We start from the raw sequence: 18,149 nt of genomic DNA on the forward strand, positions 1-18,149 counted from the left end.
CTGCGCTTCGCCATCCGCGAAGGCGGCCGTACCGTCGGCGCCGGCGTCGTCGCCGCCGTGATGGACTAATACCGATCCAGGTGGCGGGATCCCGCCACCTGTTGACCGCCGGAGGAGTGTAGCTCAATCGGCTAGAGCACCGGTCTCCAAAACCGGGGGTTGGGGGTTCGAGTCCCTCCACTCCTGCCAGCGGTCGACAAAGCGGGCGTTTTGCGTTAGAGAGGCGCCCCGTAGATGGTTTGAACAGGTGGCGCGAGGCTCGAAAAGCAGCCTCGCGCCCCTTCAATTTGGGCTCAAGCATGCCCATAGAGGACGTTCGCAGCCGCTCTCAAGGTGATGTGGACGTTAAGGAAATGGCGAAGACGAACCCGTTCGATTTCATACAGCAGGTCCGCTCGGAAGCCGCGAAGGTGACCTGGCCGACGCGCAAGGAGACCATGATCACGACCGCCATGGTGTTCGTGATGGTGGTGGTGGCCAGCCTGTTCTTCCTGGTCGTCGATCAGGCGATCGGCTGGGGCGTTCGCTCGGTGATCCTTGGGCTTGGCGGTTAAGGGGCGCATGCAATGACGAAGCGTTGGTACATCGTCCACGCCTATTCCAACTTCGAGAACAAGGTCGCCCAGTCGATCAAGGACCAGGCGGCGCAGCGCGGGCTTGAGGACAAGTTCGACGAGGTCATGGTCCCGACCGAGAAGGTCGTCGAGGTGCGCCGCGGCCGCAAGGTCGACACCGAGCGCAAGTTCTTCCCGGGCTACGTGCTGGTGAAGTGCGATCTCACGGACGAGGTCTACCACCTCATCAAGAATACCCCCAAGGTCACGGGCTTCCTGGGCGCCGACAAGTCCAAGCCTGTTCCGATCCCGGACCGCGAGGCCGAGCGGATCAAGGGCCAGGTGGCCGAAGGTGTCGAACACCCGAAGCCGTCCGTCAGCTTCGAGGTCGGCGAGCAGGTGCGCGTCTCCGACGGTCCGTTTGCCTCCTTCAACGGCGTCGTCGAAGAAGTCGACCATTCCCGGGCCCGCCTCAAGGTGGCGGTCTCCATCTTCGGCCGCGCTACCCCGGTCGAACTCGAATACGGCCAGGTCGAAAAGATCTGACTGGACGGAAGCGGCGCCCGAGCGGTGCCGCTTTCCAGGCTCCCTGACAGGAGCCTTCATCCGCGGGAGGTCTGCCCGGTCGCCAGCCGGGGCGAACAGGCTGCACCGCGATCTGCAACTGCCATTCCGCTCGGTTGGCGCCGGGCGGTTGGTCCATTGGGAGCAGTCCTATGGCAAAGAAAATCTCGGGCTACGTTAAGCTTCAAGTGCCCGCAGGCGCAGCTAACCCGTCGCCGCCGATCGGTCCGGCGCTCGGTCAGCGCGGCCTGAACATCATGGAATTCTGCAAGGCCTTTAACGCGAAGACCTCGCAGATGGAGAAGGGCACCCCGATCCCGGTGATCATCACCGCGTACCAGGATCGTTCCTTCACCTTCGAGATGAAGCAGCCCCCGGTCTCGTATTGGCTCAAGAAGGCCGCGAAGATCGACAAGGGTTCGCAGACCCCCGGCAAGGGCGGCAATGTCGGCCGCGTGACCCGCGACCAGATCCGCGAGATCGCCGAGAAGAAGATGGTCGATCTCAACTGCGACACCGTTGAATCCGCCATGGCCATGATCGAGGGCTCCGCGCGCTCGATGGGCATGGAAGTGGCGTAAGGAGGGCATGATGGCTGCAAACGAAGGTAAGCGCATTCGCGCGGCCCGCGAGGGCATCGAGGTCACCAAGCTCTACCCGATCCAGGACGCGGTGAAGCTGATCAAGGAACGCGCCAAGGCGAAGTTCGACGAGACCATTGAGGTCTCGATGAATCTCGGTGTCGATCCCCGCCACGCCGACCAGATGGTCCGCGGCGTCTGCAACCTGCCGAACGGCTCCGGCCGGACGGTTCGCGTTGCCGTGTTCGCCCGCGGCGCCAAGGCCGACGAGGCCAAGGCTGCCGGTGCCGATATCGTCGGCGCAGAGGAGCTTTTCGAAACCGTCAACGGCGGCACGATCGATTTCGACCGCTGCATCGCCACTCCGGACATGATGCCGCTCGTCGGCCGCCTCGGTAAGGTTCTCGGCCCGCGCGGCCTGATGCCGAACCCGAAGGTCGGAACGGTCACCATGGACGTGAAGGGCGCCGTCGAGGCCGCCAAGGGCGGCGCCGTCGAGTTCCGCGTCGAGAAGGCCGGCATCGTCCATGCCGGTATCGGCAAGGCATCGTTCGACGAAGGCAAGCTCGTGGAGAACATCAAGGCTTTCGCCGATGCGGTCTCCCGTGCGAAGCCCACGGGCGCCAAGGGCACCTACATCCAGCGCGTCGCGATCTCCTCGACGATGGGCCCGGGCGTGAAGGTCGATCCCTCCTCGGTGATCGGTGGCTGAACAAGCCCATCCCCATGAAAACTGAGAAAGCCCGGCCGTTGCGCCGGGCTTTTTCGTTTCCGAGTCCCTTTCAGGTCCATCTTCGTGCAAAAAAGCACCCGGTGGGATGTCGATCAGGCCGGTGTCCGTTCGTCGTACGGGCAGGAGAGCCTGTACGGCCTCCCCAATCAAGGAGACGAGACGATGCGCGTGATGGTGATGGTGAAGGCCACCGAGGACAGCGAAGCGGGCGTGATGCCGACGACCGAACTCTTCGAGGCTATGGGGCGATTCAACGAAGAGCTGGTCAAAGCCGGGATTCTCCTGGCCGGCGACGGGCTCAAGCCGTCATCGCAGGGCAAGCGGGTCGCTTTCGACGGCCCGAGCCGCACCGTCATCGACGGGCCCTTCGCCGAAACCCGCGAACTGGTCGCCGGCTTCTGGGTCTGGGAGGTCAAGGACATGGCCGAGGCGGTCGAGTGGGTGAAGCGCTGCCCAAACCCGATGTTCGGCCCGAGCGAGATCGAGATCCGGCCGTTCTACGAGATGGCCGATTTCGGCGATGTCGTGACCCCGGACATCGCCGAGCGGGACAAGCAGCTCCGTGCGAAGACCCCAGGGATGTGAGCCCGTCAATGATCGGCCCGGACGTCCAGCGGCCACTTGCGTGAAGCCATGACGGCCGCCGATATCCGCCGGGCGATCGAGGCGATCTTCCGGATCGAGCGGGCCAGGATCATCGCGGTCCTGGCCCGGATGCTGCGCGACGTGGAGCTCGCCGAGGAGTTGGCGCAGGATGCCTTCGTGACGGCCCTGTCCGAATGGCCGAAAGCCGGCGTTCCGGCCAATCCCGGTGCCTGGCTGACCGCCGCGGCCAAGCGCCGGGCCATCGACCGGCTGCGGCGTGACCGGATGCTGGCCCGCAAGCACGCGGAGATCGGCCGTGATCTGTCGGAACCGGACCGGGCCGGCATCGAGGCGCTCGAGGCCGCCATGGACGACGATGTCGGGGACGAGCTTCTGGGCCTGATCTTCGCGGCCTGCCATCCGGTTCTGTCTCCCGACGCCCGGGCGGCCCTGACCCTGCGCCTGATCGGCGGGCTGACCACGGAGGAAATCGCCCGCGCCTATCTGGCGAGCGAGGCCGCCGTCGCTCAGCGCATCGTTCGGGCGAAGAATGCGCTCGGCGCGGCTGGCCTCTCCTTCGAGGTGCCGCGGGGCAGGGAGCGGCAGGAGCGTCTCGGATCGGTCCTCGAGGTCGTGTACCTGATCTTCAACGAGGGCTATGCGGCCACGTCCGGGCCCGATCTCACCCGTCCGACCCTCTGCGTCGAGGGTCAGCGCCTGGGCCGCATCCTGGCCGGCCTGGCCCCCGACGAGCCGGAGGTCTTCGGCCTTCTGGCGCTCATGGAGATCCAGGCCTCGCGCCTGTCGGCCCGCCTCCACCCGGACGGCATGCCGATCCCCCTGACCGAGCAGAACCGTGCCCGCTGGGACCGGCTCCTGATCGGCCGGGGCCTGGCCGCCCTCGACCGTGCCCGGGCGCTGGGCGGCGCAAACGGACCTTATGCCCTTCAGGCCGCGCTCGCCGCCTGTCACGCTCGGGCGAACCGGGCGGAGGAGACCGACTGGCGCAGGATCGCCGGCCTGTACGACGACCTCCGCGCTGTGATGCCCTCGCCGGTGGTCGATCTCAACCGGGCGGTGGCTCACAGCATGGCGTTCGGCCCGGAGGCCGGCCTGACGCTGTTGGACCGGATCGATCCCGCCGCCTTGCCCCGCTATGCCCCGCTGCCCGCGGCAAGGGGCGATTTCCTGCTCCGGGCCGGCCGGGCGGCCGAAGCCAGGGTTCAGTTCGAACTCGCGGCGTCGCTGAGCGGTAACGAGCGGGAGAGAGACTTTCTCCTTGGACGGGCAGTCATCTGCCGGGCGAGGGAGGGCTGAGCGATCTGCCGCGGATGGCAAGCAACCGCCGGTGCTGGAAGGCTGCGGCCCTGGCGACCCCTTGAAAGGGCAGCCGGCCGCCATCACATTGTTGCACATGGAAGCGTTCAGGCGGGCATTCCGGCTCTGCCGAGATGATGCAACGTCAATTAGTTCCCCGAGGCGGGAAATTTCCTCTTGGCAAATGCTTCAAAAAGGCTTAATAGAACGCGTTGAGTTTCCAACATAGGCCGAGGCTCGCTTTTGCGCGGGCTTCTGGCTGCGAATCCGTCCCGGAGACGGGGCGGTGACAAGCCGGCGAGCCAAAGGGTGACCTTTGGCGCGTTCCGGCTATGTCCTGTCCGAGACTGCAGGTGCCGGCTTGCCGGTTTAATTCGAAAGGGCCTGCATAGACGGGGAAGCCGAGTTTGACACCTGTTCAACGCAGGTGAAGAGAGTCGGTTCGAACCATCTCACCCGGTGCGCCGCCAGGCGTCATTTGGGGGACAGGGCTTGCGAGAGCGTCGTTCAGGGATGCCCTCGGATGCAAGTCCGGGCCTTGAACGGCAAATGCAACCGGCGGACATATCCGCCAACCGGAGAGAGCCCAGTGGAAAGAGCAGCAAAGCGCGAGCTCGTCTCGACTCTCAACGACGTGTTTAACACCACGAGCGTTGTCGTCGTCGCCCACTATGCTGGTCTCACGGTCGCCGACATGCAGAAGCTGCGCGCGCAGATGAAGCAGGCCGGCGCCACCGTGAAGGTCGCAAAAAACAGCCTCGCCAAAATCGCTCTCGAAGGCAAGGACGTCGCGTCCATCTCGGGCCTCATGAAAGGTCCGACCCTGATCGCTTACTCGAGCGATCCGGTCGCGGCGCCCAAGGTCGCTGTTGATTTCGCCAAGGCTAACGAAAAACTCGTGATCCTCGGCGGCGCAATGGGAACGACCGCCCTGAACGTGGACGGAGTGAAGGCGCTTGCCACTCTGCCGTCCCTCGATGAACTGCGCGGCAAGTTGGTCGGCCTCATCCAGGCCCCGGCCACCAAGATCGCTCAGCTCAGCACTGCGCCGGCGGCGAAGCTCGCCCGCGTGTTCGGGGCCTATGCCAAAACAGGCGAAGCGGCGTGAGGCCGTAACCTCAACCATCAAACCGTTCGAACTGAACTTTAAGGAACTAAGAAATGGCTGATCTTGCCAAGCTCGTTGACGATCTGTCGTCGCTGACCGTTCTCGAGGCCGCCGAGCTCTCGAAGATGCTCGAAGAGAAGTGGGGCGTCTCCGCTGCCGCGGCTGTTGCCGTTGCGGCCGCTCCGGGCGCCGGTGGCGCTGGCGCTGCTCCGGCCGAAGAGCAGACCGAGTTCACGGTCGTCCTGGCTGCTGCCGGCGACAAGAAGATCGAGGTCATCAAGGAAGTCCGTGGCATCACGGGCCTGGGCCTGAAGGAAGCTAAGGACCTCGTCGAAGGTGCGCCGAAGCCTGTCAAGGAAGGCGCTTCCAAGGACGAAGCCGAGAAGATCAAGGCGACCCTCGAGAAGGTCGGCGCCAAGGTCGAGCTTAAGTAATTTTGCGGCCCTTCAGGGCTGCAGGGTTACCCCCGAGAAATCGGGCTCAAAAACACACGGTCCCAAGCAATTTCGCTTGGGGCCGTTGTGTCGTCAAAGAGGCCAAGCTTCGGTGACGGCATTTTTGGAAGGGCTCGCCGCGAGCCCGGATTGGTTCGAAAAACCGGCGCTTTTCGCCGGGCGGCTAATCGAGAAGCCTGACCCACCGGGGTTCTCGATTAGCCGTGTATGAGGAACGAGGTCCAGATGGCCAACACACTGATCGGCCGGAAGCGCATTCGCAAGTTCTTCGGGAAAATCAAGGAAGTGGCGGAGATGCCGAACCTGATCGAGGTTCAAAAGGCATCCTACGACCAGTTCCTGATGGTCGAAGAACCAAAGGGTGGCCGGCCGGAAGAGGGCTTGCAAGCCGTCTTCAAATCGGTTTTCCCGATTTCGGACTTTTCGAATACTGCCCTGCTCGAGTTCGTGAAATACACGTTCGAGCCGCCGAAATACGACGTGGACGAGTGCCGTCAGCGGGGCATGACCTTCGCTGCGCCGCTCAAGGTCACGCTGCGCCTCATCGTGTTCGATGTGGACCCGGACACCGGCGCCCGCTCCGTGAAGGACATCAAGGAGCAGGACGTCTACATGGGCGACATGCCGCTCATGACGGATAACGGCACCTTCATCGTGAACGGCACCGAGCGCGTCATCGTCTCCCAGATGCACCGCTCCCCGGGCGTGTTCTTCGACCACGACAAGGGCAAGACGCACTCCTCGGGCAAGCTGCTGTTCGCCGCCCGCATCATCCCCTATCGCGGGTCCTGGCTCGACATCGAGTTCGACGCCAAGGACATCGTCTATGCGCGTATCGACCGCAAGCGCAAGATCCCGGCCACGTCGCTGCTCTACGCCCTGGGACTCGACGGGGAGGAGATCCTCAACACCTTCTACAACCACGTCATCTACACCCGCGACGGCGACGCCTGGTCGGTGCCGTTCGACGCCGAGCGCATGAAGGGCTTCAAGGCCTCCGTGGACCTGGTCGACGCCAAGTCCGGAGAGGTCGTGCTCGAGGCCGGCAAGAAGCTGACGGCGCGCGCCGCCCGCCAGCTCGCCGAGAAGGGCCTCAAGAACCTGCGCGCCTCGGACGAAGACCTGTACGGCCAGTACATCGGCGAAGACCTCGTGAACCCCTCGACGGGCGAAATCTACGCCGAAGCGGGTGACGAGATCACCGAGAAGCTGCTCAAGGGTCTGGAGGATGCCGGGTTCACCGAAATCCCGGTGCTCGACATCGACCACGTCACGGTCGGTCCGTACATCCGCAACACCCTTGCCATCGACAAGGCTTCCTCCCGCGAGGATGCCCTGTTCGACATCTACCGCGTCATGCGTCCGGGCGAGCCGCCGATCCTCGAGACGGCGGAAGCCATGTTCAACTCGCTGTTCTTCGATCCCGAGCGCTACGACCTCTCGGCGGTCGGCCGCGTGAAGATGAACATGCGCCTCGACCTCGACGCCGAGGACACCGTGCGCACCCTGCGCCGCGAGGACATCCTGGCGGTCACGAAGGCGCTCGTGGACCTGCGCGACGGCAAGGGCGAGATCGACGACATCGACCACCTCGGCAACCGCCGCGTGCGTTCGGTCGGCGAGCTCATGGAGAACCAGTACCGCCTGGGTCTGCTCCGCATGGAGCGCGCGATCAAGGAGCGCATGTCCTCCGTCGATATCGACACGGTCATGCCGCAGGACCTGATCAACGCGAAGCCGGCGGCTGCCGCGGTGCGCGAGTTCTTCGGATCTTCGCAGCTGTCGCAGTTCATGGACCAGACGAACCCGCTGTCCGAAGTCACGCACAAGCGTCGCCTTTCGGCCCTCGGCCCGGGTGGTCTGACCCGCGAGCGCGCCGGATTCGAGGTGCGCGACGTGCACCCGACGCACTATGGCCGCATCTGCCCGATCGAGACGCCGGAAGGCCCGAACATCGGTCTGATCAACTCGCTCGCGACCTTCGCCCGCGTCAACAAGTACGGCTTCATCGAGACGCCGTTCCGCCGCGTCCGCGACAGCCGCGTGACGGACGAGGTGATCTACCTCTCCGCCATGGAGGAGGCGAAGTACAACATCGCCCAGGCCAACTCGCCGCTCGACGGCCAGGGGACCCTGACGGAAGAGCTCGTGATCTGCCGCCGTGCCGGTGAAAACATCGTGGCGGCTCCCGATCGCGTCGACCTGATGGAGGTGTCGCCGAAGCAGCTCGTGTCGGTGGCGGCCGCGCTCATCCCGTTCCTCGAGAACGACGACGCGAACCGCGCCCTCATGGGCTCGAACATGCAGCGCCAGGCCGTGCCTCTGGTCCAGGCGGACGCTCCGTTCGTCGGCACCGGCATGGAGGCCGTCGTGGCCCGCGACTCGGGTGCCGCCATCGCTGCCCGCCGCACCGGCGTGGTCGACCAGGTGGACGCGACCCGTATCGTGATCCGCGCGACGGAGAACACCGATCCGACCCGTCCGGGCGTCGACATCTATCGCCTGCAGAAGTTCCAGCGCTCCAACCAGTCGACCTGCATCACGCAGAAGCCGCTGGTGCGCGCCGGCGACCTCGTGCGCAAGGGCGACATCATCGCCGACGGTCCCTCGACCGAATACGGCGAGCTGGCGCTCGGCCGGAACGTGCTCGTCGCGTTCATGCCGTGGAACGGCTACAACTTCGAAGACTCGATCCTGCTCTCCGAGCGGATCGTGAAGGAAGACGTCTTCACCTCGATCCATATCGAAGAGTTCGAGGTGATGGCCCGTGATACGAAGCTGGGTCCTGAGGAGATCACGCGCGACATTCCGAACGTGTCGGAGGAGGCGCTGAAGAACCTCGACGAGGCCGGCATCGTGTATATCGGGGCCGAAGTCCATGCGGGCGACATCCTGGTCGGCAAGATCACCCCGAAGGGCGAGAGCCCGATGACGCCGGAAGAGAAGCTTCTGCGCGCCATCTTCGGCGAGAAGGCCTCGGACGTCCGCGACACCTCGCTGCGCGTGCCCCCGGGCGTGACCGGCACCATCGTGGAAGTCCGCGTCTTCAACCGTCACGGCGTCGACAAGGACGAGCGCGCCCAGGCCATCGAGCGCGAGGAGATCGAGCGTCTCGCGAAGGACCGCGACGACGAGCAGGCGATCCTCGATCGCAACACCTATGCGCGTTTGGCCGAGATCCTCTCGGGCCGGAGCGCCGTTGCGGGCCCGAAAGGCTTCAAGAAGGACACGCAGATCAGCCGCGAGCTCCTCAACGAGTACCCGCGGTCGCAGTGGTGGCAGTTCGCGGTCGAAGACGATGCTCTGATGACCGAGATCGAGGCCATGCAGAAGCAGTACGACGAGTCGAAGAAGCGCCTCGAGCAGCGCTTCCTCGACAAGGTCGAGAAGCTGCAGCGCGGCGACGAGCTGCCTCCGGGCGTCATGAAGATGGTCAAGGTCTTCGTGGCTGTGAAGCGCAAGATCCAGCCCGGCGACAAGATGGCCGGCCGTCACGGCAACAAGGGTGTCGTGTCGCGGATCGTGCCGATCGAGGACATGCCGTTCCTGGAGGACGGCACCCACGCGGACATCGTGCTCAACCCGCTGGGCGTGCCGAGCCGCATGAACGTGGGCCAGATCCTCGAAACGCACCTGGGCTGGGCTGCCGCCGGTCTCGGCAAGCAGGTCGCGCAGGCCGTCGACGCCTACATGAAGTCGGGCAAGTCGCAGGGTCTGCGGGAGCAGCTGGTGTCGATCTACGGCAACCTGCCGGAGATCGAGGAGGCTTCGGACGAGGAACTCGTCGAGCTCGGCAACAAGCTGCGCCGCGGCGTCCCCTTCGCCACGCCCGTCTTCGATGGTGCCAAGGAGGCGGATATCGAGGCGATGCTCGAGAAGGCCGGCCTCAACCCGTCGGGTCAGGTGACGCTCTATGACGGACGCACGGGCGAGTCGTTCGACCGCAAGGTGACCGTGGGCTACATCTACATGCTGAAGCTCCACCACCTCGTGGACGACAAGATCCACGCCCGCTCGATCGGCCCCTACAGCCTCGTCACCCAGCAGCCGCTGGGCGGCAAGGCCCAGTTCGGCGGCCAGCGTTTCGGCGAGATGGAGGTCTGGGCTCTGGAAGCGTACGGCGCCGCCTACACGCTCCAGGAAATGCTCACGGTCAAATCGGACGACGTGGCCGGCCGTACGAAGGTCTACGAGGCCATCGTGCGCGGCGACGACACCTTCGAGTCGGGCATTCCGGAGAGCTTCAACGTTCTCGTGAAGGAAATGCGCTCGCTCGGCTTGAATGTGGAGCTGACCAACTCCAAGCGCGCCGCCAACGAGCAGGAGCAGCTGCCTCCGTCCGAGGCCGCCGAATAAGCGCCTCCGGCGCATCAAGTTTGACGTTCGGCCGCGGCTTTCCTGCCGCGGCCCCATGCAATTGCCGGTGAGGGTGCTTATGTAAGCGCCCTTCAGCCCAGGAGACGGCGATGAATCAAGAGGTCATGAATCTCTTCAACCAGACGGCCCAGCCGCAGAGCTTCGATCAGATCAAGATCTCGATCGCGAGCCCTGAGAAGATTCTGTCCTGGTCCTATGGCGAGATCAAGAAGCCGGAGACCATCAACTACCGTACGTTCAAGCCCGAGCGCGACGGCTTGTTCTGCGCGCGCATCTTCGGTCCCATCAAGGACTACGAGTGCCTGTGCGGCAAGTACAAGCGCATGAAGTACAAGGGCGTCATCTGTGAGAAGTGCGGCGTCGAGGTGACGCTGGCCCGCGTCCGTCGCGACCGCATGGGCCACATCGAGCTCGCCGCGCCCGTCGCGCATATCTGGTTCCTGAAGTCCCTGCCGAGCCGCATCGGTCTGCTGCTCGACATGACCCTGAAGGATCTGGAGCGCATCCTCTATTTCGAGTCCTACATCGTCGTCGATGCTGGCCTGACGCCCATGAAGGACCGTCAGCTCCTCACTGAGGAGGAGTATATCCGTGCTCAGGACGAGTACGGCGAGGACTCGTTCACGGCCATGATCGGCGCGGAGGCCATCCGCCGGATCCTGCAGGAGCTCGACCTCGAGAAAACCGCGCAGGAGATCCGCGAGGAGATCGCCGTCACCACGTCGGAGCTCAAGCCCAAGAAGCTCATGAAGCGCCTCAAGATCATCGAGGCCTTCGTCCAGTCCGGCAACAAGCCGGAATGGATGATCATGACGGTCGTGCCGGTGATCCCGCCGGATCTGCGTCCGCTCGTGCCGCTCGACGGCGGCCGCTTCGCGACCTCGGACCTGAACGACCTCTATCGCCGCGTCATCAACCGCAACAACCGCCTGAAGCGCTTGATGGAGCTGCGTGCGCCGGACATCATCGTCCGGAACGAGAAGCGCATGCTCCAGGAGGCGGTTGACGCACTGTTCGACAACGGCCGCCGCGGCCGCGTCATCACGGGCGCCAACAAGCGTCCGCTGAAGTCGCTCGCCGACATGCTGAAGGGCAAGCAGGGCCGCTTCCGCCAGAACCTGCTCGGCAAGCGCGTCGACTACTCGGGCCGTTCGGTCATCGTGGTCGGTCCGGAGCTCAAGCTGCACCAGTGCGGCCTGCCGAAGAAGATGGCGCTCGAGCTGTTCAAGCCGTTCATCTATGCCAAGCTCGACGCGCGGGGCCTCTCCGCCACCGTCAAACAGGCGAAGAAGCTCGTCGAGAAGGAGAAGCCGGAAGTCTGGGATATCCTGGACGAGGTCATCCGCGAGCATCCGGTGCTCCTGAACCGCGCCCCGACTCTCCACCGCCTCGGCATCCAGGCCTTCGAGCCCACCCTCATTGAGGGCAAGGCGATCCAGCTGCATCCGCTCGTCTGCGCCGCGTTCAACGCGGACTTCGACGGTGACCAGATGGCCGTCCACGTGCCGCTCTCGCTCGAGGCCCAGCTCGAGGCCCGCGTGCTGATGATGTCGACGAACAACATCCTGCACCCGGCCAACGGTCAGCCGATCATCGTGCCGTCGCAGGACATCGTTCTCGGCCTCTACTATCTCTCCATCGTGTCGGACGGCCAGCCCGGCCAGGGCAAGGCCTTCGCCGACATGGGCGAGATCGAGCACGCCCTGAACGAGAAGGTCATCACGCTCCACACGAAGATCCGCTACCGCTGGGAAGGCCTCGGCGAGGATGGTCAGCCGGTCTCCAAGATCGTCGATACCACCCCCGGCCGCGTGATGCTCTCGCGCCTCCTGCCGAAGCACCCGATGCTCCCCTTCGACGTCGTGAACAAGCTCATGACGAAGAAGGAGATCTCCAACATGATCGATGCCGTCTACCGGCATTGCGGTCAGAAGGAGTCGGTGATCTTCTGCGATCGCATTATGGGTCTCGGCTTCTACAACGCGTTCCGCGCCGGCATCTCGTTCGGCAAGGACGACATGGTGATCCCGGAGAACAAGTGGGAGATCGTCGAGGAGACTCGTGCCCTCGCGAAGGACTACGAGCAGCAGTACCAGGACGGTCTCATCACCCAGGGCGAGAAGTACAACAAGGTTGTCGACGCCTGGGCGAAGTGTTCTGACCGCCTCGCTGCCGAGATGATGAACCGGATCTCGACGGTCCAGAAGGACGATCAGGGTCGCGACAAGCCGGTGAACTCGATCTACATGATGTCCCACTCGGGCGCTCGTGGTTCGCCGGCACAGATGAAGCAGCTCGCGGCGATGCGCGGCCTCATGGCCAAGCCGTCGGGCGAGATCATCGAAACGCCGATTATCTCGAACTTCAAGGAAGGCCTCGACGTTCTCGAGTACTTCAACTCGACTCACGGCGCCCGAAAGGGGCTGGCCGACACCGCGCTCAAGACGGCGAACTCGGGCTACCTGACCCGCCGCCTCGTGGACGTGGCGCAGGACGCGGTCATCCGTGAGCCGGATTGCGGCACCGAGAGGGGAATCCGCATGCGGGCCATCATCGACGCCGGCCAGGTGGTCGCGTCGCTGGCCTCCCGCATCCTCGGCCGCTCGACCGCCGAGGACCTGGTGGCTCAGGACGGCACAATCATCGTGCCCCAGGGCACGATGATTGAGGAGCATCATCTCGAGGCGATCGGCGCTGCCGGCATCCAGGAGGTGAAGATCCGCTCGGTGCTGGTCTGCGAGTCCAAGAACGGCGTCTGCGCCACCTGCTACGGCCGCGACCTGGCCCGGGGCACCCCGGTCAACCACGGCGAGGCGGTAGGCGTCATCGCCGCGCAGTCGATCGGTGAGCCGGGCACGCAGCTGACCATGCGCACCTTCCACATCGGCGGTGCGGCCCAGATCGCGGATTCGTCCTTCATCGAGTCGAGCTTCGAAGGCAAGATCGGCTTCCGCAACAAGAACATTGCGCGCAACTCCGACGGCGACCTCGTCGTCATGGGCCGCAACGTGGCTGTGGTGATCATCGGCCAGGACGGCACCGAGCGGGCGGTTCACCGCCTGCAATACGGTTCCCGTCTGAAGGTCGACGAGGGCGACACGATCAAGCGCGGCCAGCGCATCGCCGAGTGGGACCCCTATTCCCGTCCGATTCTCACGGAGATCGACGGTACGGTGGGCTACGAGGACCTGGTCGACGGCGCATCGATGATCGAGTCGATGGACGAGTCGACCGGCATCGCCAAGCGCGTGGTCATCGACTGGCGCGGATCTCCGCGTACGGCCGATCTGCGTCCGGCGGTGGTCATCCAGGGCGCCGGCGGCAAGGTGGCCAAGGTCGCCCGCGGCGGCGACGCCCGCTACCTGCTGCCCGTCGACGCAATCCTCGCGTCCGATCCGGGCTCGAAGGTCAAGGCCGGCGACATCCTCGCCCGCGTCTCGACCGAGAGCGCCAAGACCCGCGACATCACGGGCGGTCTGCCGCGCGTGGCGGAGCTGTTCGAGGCCCGTCGTCCGAAGGACGCGGCCATCATTGCGGAGAAGTCCGGCACGATCCAGTTCGGCCGCGACTACAAGAGCAAGCGTCGCCTGACGCTGAACCCGCACGATGGCTCCGAGCCGGTGGAGTACCTGATCCCGAAGGGCAAGCACATCCACCTGCAGGACGGCGACGTGGTCGAGGTCGGCGACTTCATCGTCGACGGCAACCCTGCGCCCCATGACATCCTCGCGATCAAGGGCGTCGAGGAGCTGGCTGCCTACTTGGTGAACGAGATCCAGGAGGTCTATCGCCTCCAGGGCGTGCTCATCAACGACAAGCACATCGAGGTGATCGTTCGCCAGATGCTGCAGAAGGTCGAGATCACCGAGGGCGGCGATTCCGAGCTGCTCAACGGCGAGCAAGTCGATCGCCTCGAGTTCGAGGAGATCAACGAGCGTCTCGTGGCCGAGAAGAAGAAGCCCGCCGAAGGCGTGCCGGTTCTGCTCGGTATCACCAAGGCCTCGCTGCAGACCCGCTCCTTCATCTCGGCGGCGTCCTTCCAGGAGACCACCCGCGTCCTAACGGAGGCGGCGGTCAACGGCAAGGTCGATACCCTCGAGGGCCTCAAGGAGAACGTCATCGTCGGCAGCCTGATCCCGGCCGGCACCGGCGCGCTCACCGCTCAGGTCAAGGCCGTCGCGACCCATCGCGACGAGCTGATCCTGCAGCAGAAGCGCTCCGAGTCCCAGGCTCAGGTCAGCGAACTGCCTCCGGCAGCCGAATAAGGCTGCAGAGCTTCGGTACGACTGGAAAGGCCGCCTCCGGGCGGCCTTTTCGTGTCCGGCAGGGGTGAGGTGGAACGGCTGCCAAGCTTGGCGGCTTCCGGGGGGCCGAGCCCACCGACCCTTGCACCCGCCGTCCCCGCTCCCACATACAAGTGAAGCCCGGCGACAAGCCTCCCGGTCGGTTCCTTTCCGATTGGTTAGCGGAAACCAGTTGACTTTCCGCGACTCGGACGCTAGAGAGACCAGACTTTCCGGCTGGCCGTAGGTTTTCGCCAGTCGAAGCGCCTAGCTTCGACCGATGCGACCTAAACGCTGCCGAACTCAACCTTGACTGACACATGTCAGATTTAGGGCACGACCGCGGTGACGAAAATCGTGGTCCTCTGCAATCGCACCGCGCCAGGGGCTTACCCGAGTCAATGGCGTGGCTTCGCTTTGTGCAACCCAAAAGGTCCGCAGAAGCGGGGCGCAGCGTTCAACCGTTGAAGACACTCAGAAGGCCACCGGGTCGGTGGCTGGCGAAAGAGGGCACAGGATGCCAACGATCTCTCAGCTGATCCGCAAGCCGCGGACGGCGCAAAAGAGCCGGAACAAGGTCCCCGCGCTTGAGGCCTGCCCGCAGAAGCGTGGCGTGTGCACGCGCGTTTACACGACGACCCCGAAGAAGCCGAACTCGGCTCTGCGTAAGGTCGCCAAGGTTCGTCTGACGAACGGGTTCGAAGTCATCGGGTACATCCCGGGTGAAGGTCACAACCTTCAGGAGCACTCCGTGGTCATGATCCGCGGCGGCCGCGTGAAGGACCTTCCGGGTGTCCGTTATCACATCCTCCGCGGTGTTCTCGACACCCAGGGCGTGAAGAATCGTAAGCAGCGTCGTTCGAAGTACGGCGCGAAGCGGCCGAAGTAAGCCGTCAACCGTTATTGAGGTCAGCTCATGTCCCGCCGCCACAGCGCCGAAAAGCGTGAGATCATCCCGGATCCGAAGTTCGGGGATATCGTAGTCACCAAGTTCATGAACTCCATCATGTACGACGGCAAGAAGTCTGCTGCCGAGAGCATCGTCTATGGTGCCTTCGACAGCATCGAGAGCCGCGCCAAGGCGAACCCGCTCGAGGTCTTTAAGCAGGCACTCGACAACGTCGCTCCGGCGATCGAGGTCCGTTCCCGCCGCGTCGGCGGTGCGACCTACCAGGTCCCGGTCGAGGTTCGTGCCGAGCGCCGTCAGGCTCTCGCGATCCGCTGGATCATCCAGGCTGCCCGCGGACGCAACGACAAGACCATGGTCGAGCGTCTGTCCGCCGAGCTGCTCGATGCATCCAACAACCGCGGCAACGCCGTGAAGAAGCGCGAAGACACCCACCGTATGGCGGAAGCCAACCGTGCGTTCTCGCACTACCGCTGGTAACGGCCCGAGGAGCTGAGCGATGCCCCGCACGCACGCGATTGAGGACTACCGCAATTTCGGCATCATGGCCCACATTGATGCCGGCAAGACCACTACGACCGAGCGCATCCTGTACTACACTGGTAAGTCCCACAAGATCGGTGAAGTGCACGAGGGTGCCGCCACCATGGACTGGATGGAGCAGGAGCAGGAGCGTGGCATCACGATCACATCCGCTGCCACCACCTGCTTCTGGAACGACAAGCGCCTGAACATCATCGACACCCCCGGCCACGTCGACTTCACCATCGAAGTCGAGCGTTCGCTGCGCGTGCTCGACGGCGCAGTCTGCGTTCTCGACGGCAACCAGGGCGTCGAGCCCCAGACCGAGACCGTCTGGCGCCAGGCCGACAAGTACGACGTGCCCCGCATCGTGTTCGTCAACAAGATGGACAAGACCGGCGCCGACTTCTTCAAGTGCGTGGCCGACATCATCGACCGCGTGGCCGGCAAGCCCGTCTGCCTTCAGCTGCCGATCGGCGCCGAGAGCAACTTCCAGGGCGTGGTCGACCTCATCAAGATGAAGGCGATCGTCTGGAACGGCGAGGCTCTGGGCGCTTCCTTCAGCGAGGAAGAGATCCCGGCCGACCTGAAGGACCAGGCTGTCGAGTATCGCGGCAAGCTGATCGAAGCTGCCGTCGAGATGGACGACGAGGCCATGATGGCTTACCTGGACGGCCAGGAGCCGGACGACGCGACCCTGCGCCGCCTGGTTCGTACCGCCGTGCAGCGCCGCGCGTTCCACCCGGTCCTGTGCGGATCGGCGTTCAAGAACAAGGGCGTTCAGCCGCTCCTCGACGCCGTCGTCGACTTCCTGCCGTCCCCCGTCGATCGTGGCGAGGTCGAAGGCATCGACTTCAAGACGGAAGAAGAGACCGTCCGCAAGCCGTCCGACCAGGACCCCTTCGCCATGCTCGCCTTCAAGATCATGGACGATCCCTTCGTGGGCACGATCACCTTCTGCCGCGTGTACTCGGGCAAGGTCGAGGCCGGTTCCTCGATCCTGAACTCGACCCGCGACAAGAAGGAGCGCGTCGGCCGCATGCTGCTCATGCATGCGAACAACCGCGAGGACATCAAGGAAGCTTATGCCGGCGACATCGTCGCCCTGGCCGGCCTCAAGGACGTCCGCACCGGCGACACGCTCTGCGATCCGATCAAGGCCGTGATCCTCGAGCGCATGGAGTTCCCGGAGCCGGTGATCGAGATCGCCATTGAGCCGAAGTCGAAGGCCGACCAGGAAAAGCTGGGCCTGGCACTCTCGAAGCTGGCTGCCGAGGACCCGTCCTTCCGCGTCTCGACCGACCAGGAGTCCGGTCAGACGATCCTGAAGGGCATGGGCGAGCTTCACCTCGACATCAAGGTCGATATTCTCCGTCGCACCTACAAGGTCGATGCGAACATCGGCGCTCCGCAGGTGGCTTATCGTGAGACGATCACGAAGAAGGCCGAGATCGACTACACCCACAAGAAGCAGACCGGCGGTACCGGCCAGTTCGCTCGCGTGAAGCTGGTTGTCCAGCCGAACGATCAGGGTGCGGGCTTCTCCTTCGAGTCGAAGATCGTCGGCGGTGCGGTTCCGAAGGAATACATCCCGGGTGTCGAAAAGGGCCTCCAGTCGGTCGTCGGCGCTGGCGTGATCGCCGGCTTCCCGGTGGTTGACGTCAAGGTCGAGCTCATCGACGGCGCCTTCCACGAAGTCGACTCGTCGGCCCTGGCCTTTGAAATCGCTTCTCGCGCCGCTCTCCGTGAGGCCCTCCAGAAGGGCGGATCGGTTCTGCTCGAGCCGGTGATGAAGGTCGAGGTCGTGACCCCCGAGGACTACACGGGTTCGGTCATCGGCGACCTCAACTCCCGTCGTGGCCAAATCCAGGGTCAGGACATGCGCGGCAACGCCGTGGTCATCAACGCGATGGTCCCGCTCGCCAACATGTTCGGCTACGTGAACACCCTGCGCTCCATGAGCCAGGGCCGGGCCAACTACACGATGCAGTTCGACCACTACGAGCAGGTGCCGTCGAACGTGGCTGCTGAGGTTCAGGCGAAGTACGCCTGAACCCACTAAGCGAATATTTGAACGATCAAAGGAACGGGTGCCACGATGGCGAAGGAAAAGTTTCAGCGCAATAAGCCGCACTGCAACATTGGGACGATTGGTCACGTGGA

13 protein-coding genes, 1 tRNA gene and 1 pseudogene are annotated in these 18,149 nt (G+C 64.3%); all 15 read left to right on the forward strand.

Features of this window, described 5'->3' with window-relative positions; genetic code table 11:
* A pseudogene (locus tag KBI52_RS06550) lies at positions 1 to 69 on the forward strand (elongation factor Tu); the annotation flags it as partial.
* 43 nt (positions 70 to 112) lie between these two features.
* Positions 113 to 189: transfer RNA gene (locus KBI52_RS06555), tRNA-Trp, on the forward strand.
* 164 nt (positions 190 to 353) lie between these two features.
* The gene (gene secE / locus KBI52_RS06560; protein WP_173945259.1) at positions 354 to 554 is read left to right on the forward strand and encodes a preprotein translocase subunit SecE; all 201 of its coding nucleotides are present in this window, start codon (positions 354 to 356) and stop codon (positions 552 to 554) included.
* Positions 555 to 566: 12 nt separating this feature from the next.
* Positions 567 to 1,100, forward strand: a complete 534-nt coding sequence (gene nusG, locus KBI52_RS06565; protein ID WP_173945258.1) for a transcription termination/antitermination protein NusG — start codon at positions 567 to 569, stop codon at positions 1,098 to 1,100.
* A gap of 170 nt (positions 1,101 to 1,270) precedes the next feature.
* A complete protein-coding gene (gene rplK, locus KBI52_RS06570; RefSeq protein ID WP_152718393.1) occupies positions 1,271 to 1,699 on the forward strand; it encodes a 50S ribosomal protein L11 in 429 nt (142 codons plus the stop codon).
* A gap of 10 nt (positions 1,700 to 1,709) precedes the next feature.
* A complete protein-coding gene (gene rplA / locus KBI52_RS06575) occupies positions 1,710 to 2,411 on the forward strand; it encodes a 50S ribosomal protein L1 (protein WP_173945257.1) in 702 nt (233 codons plus the stop codon).
* A 183-nt stretch (positions 2,412 to 2,594) separates the two neighbouring features.
* Positions 2,595 to 3,017: a YciI family protein gene (locus KBI52_RS06580; RefSeq protein ID WP_173945256.1), complete on the forward strand. Its 423-nt coding sequence runs from the start codon at positions 2,595 to 2,597 to the stop codon at positions 3,015 to 3,017.
* A 48-nt stretch (positions 3,018 to 3,065) separates the two neighbouring features.
* Positions 3,066 to 4,334, forward strand: coding sequence for an RNA polymerase sigma factor (locus tag KBI52_RS06585; RefSeq protein ID WP_210806207.1), 1,269 nt, complete (start codon positions 3,066 to 3,068; stop codon positions 4,332 to 4,334).
* 589 nt (positions 4,335 to 4,923) lie between these two features.
* Positions 4,924 to 5,442 carry a 50S ribosomal protein L10 gene (rplJ, locus tag KBI52_RS06590; RefSeq protein WP_173945254.1) on the forward strand — a complete coding sequence of 173 codons (519 nt, stop codon included), beginning with the start codon at positions 4,924 to 4,926 and terminating at the stop codon, positions 5,440 to 5,442.
* A gap of 53 nt (positions 5,443 to 5,495) precedes the next feature.
* On the forward strand, positions 5,496 to 5,876 hold the full coding sequence (gene rplL / locus KBI52_RS06595) for a 50S ribosomal protein L7/L12 (RefSeq protein ID WP_173945253.1): 381 nt from the start codon (positions 5,496 to 5,498) through the stop codon (positions 5,874 to 5,876).
* 246 nt (positions 5,877 to 6,122) lie between these two features.
* Complete coding sequence (gene rpoB / locus KBI52_RS06600) at positions 6,123 to 10,253, forward strand: DNA-directed RNA polymerase subunit beta (RefSeq protein WP_173945252.1); 4,131 nt, start codon at positions 6,123 to 6,125, stop codon at positions 10,251 to 10,253.
* A 110-nt stretch (positions 10,254 to 10,363) separates the two neighbouring features.
* The gene (gene rpoC / locus KBI52_RS06605; RefSeq protein ID WP_210806203.1) at positions 10,364 to 14,539 is read left to right on the forward strand and encodes a DNA-directed RNA polymerase subunit beta'; all 4,176 of its coding nucleotides are present in this window, start codon (positions 10,364 to 10,366) and stop codon (positions 14,537 to 14,539) included.
* 535 nt (positions 14,540 to 15,074) lie between these two features.
* On the forward strand, positions 15,075 to 15,446 hold the full coding sequence (gene rpsL, locus KBI52_RS06610) for a 30S ribosomal protein S12 (protein WP_009764294.1): 372 nt from the start codon (positions 15,075 to 15,077) through the stop codon (positions 15,444 to 15,446).
* A 27-nt stretch (positions 15,447 to 15,473) separates the two neighbouring features.
* Positions 15,474 to 15,944, forward strand: a complete 471-nt coding sequence (gene rpsG / locus KBI52_RS06615; protein ID WP_036358330.1) for a 30S ribosomal protein S7 — start codon at positions 15,474 to 15,476, stop codon at positions 15,942 to 15,944.
* 19 nt (positions 15,945 to 15,963) lie between these two features.
* Positions 15,964 to 18,039 carry an elongation factor G gene (gene fusA, locus KBI52_RS06620; protein WP_210806205.1) on the forward strand — a complete coding sequence of 692 codons (2,076 nt, stop codon included), beginning with the start codon at positions 15,964 to 15,966 and terminating at the stop codon, positions 18,037 to 18,039.
* The last annotated feature ends 110 nt before the right edge of the window (positions 18,040 to 18,149 follow it).

The organism is Microvirga sp. HBU67558 (assembly GCF_018069605.1).
Classification (GTDB): Bacteria; Pseudomonadota; Alphaproteobacteria; order Rhizobiales; family Beijerinckiaceae; genus Microvirga; species Microvirga terrae.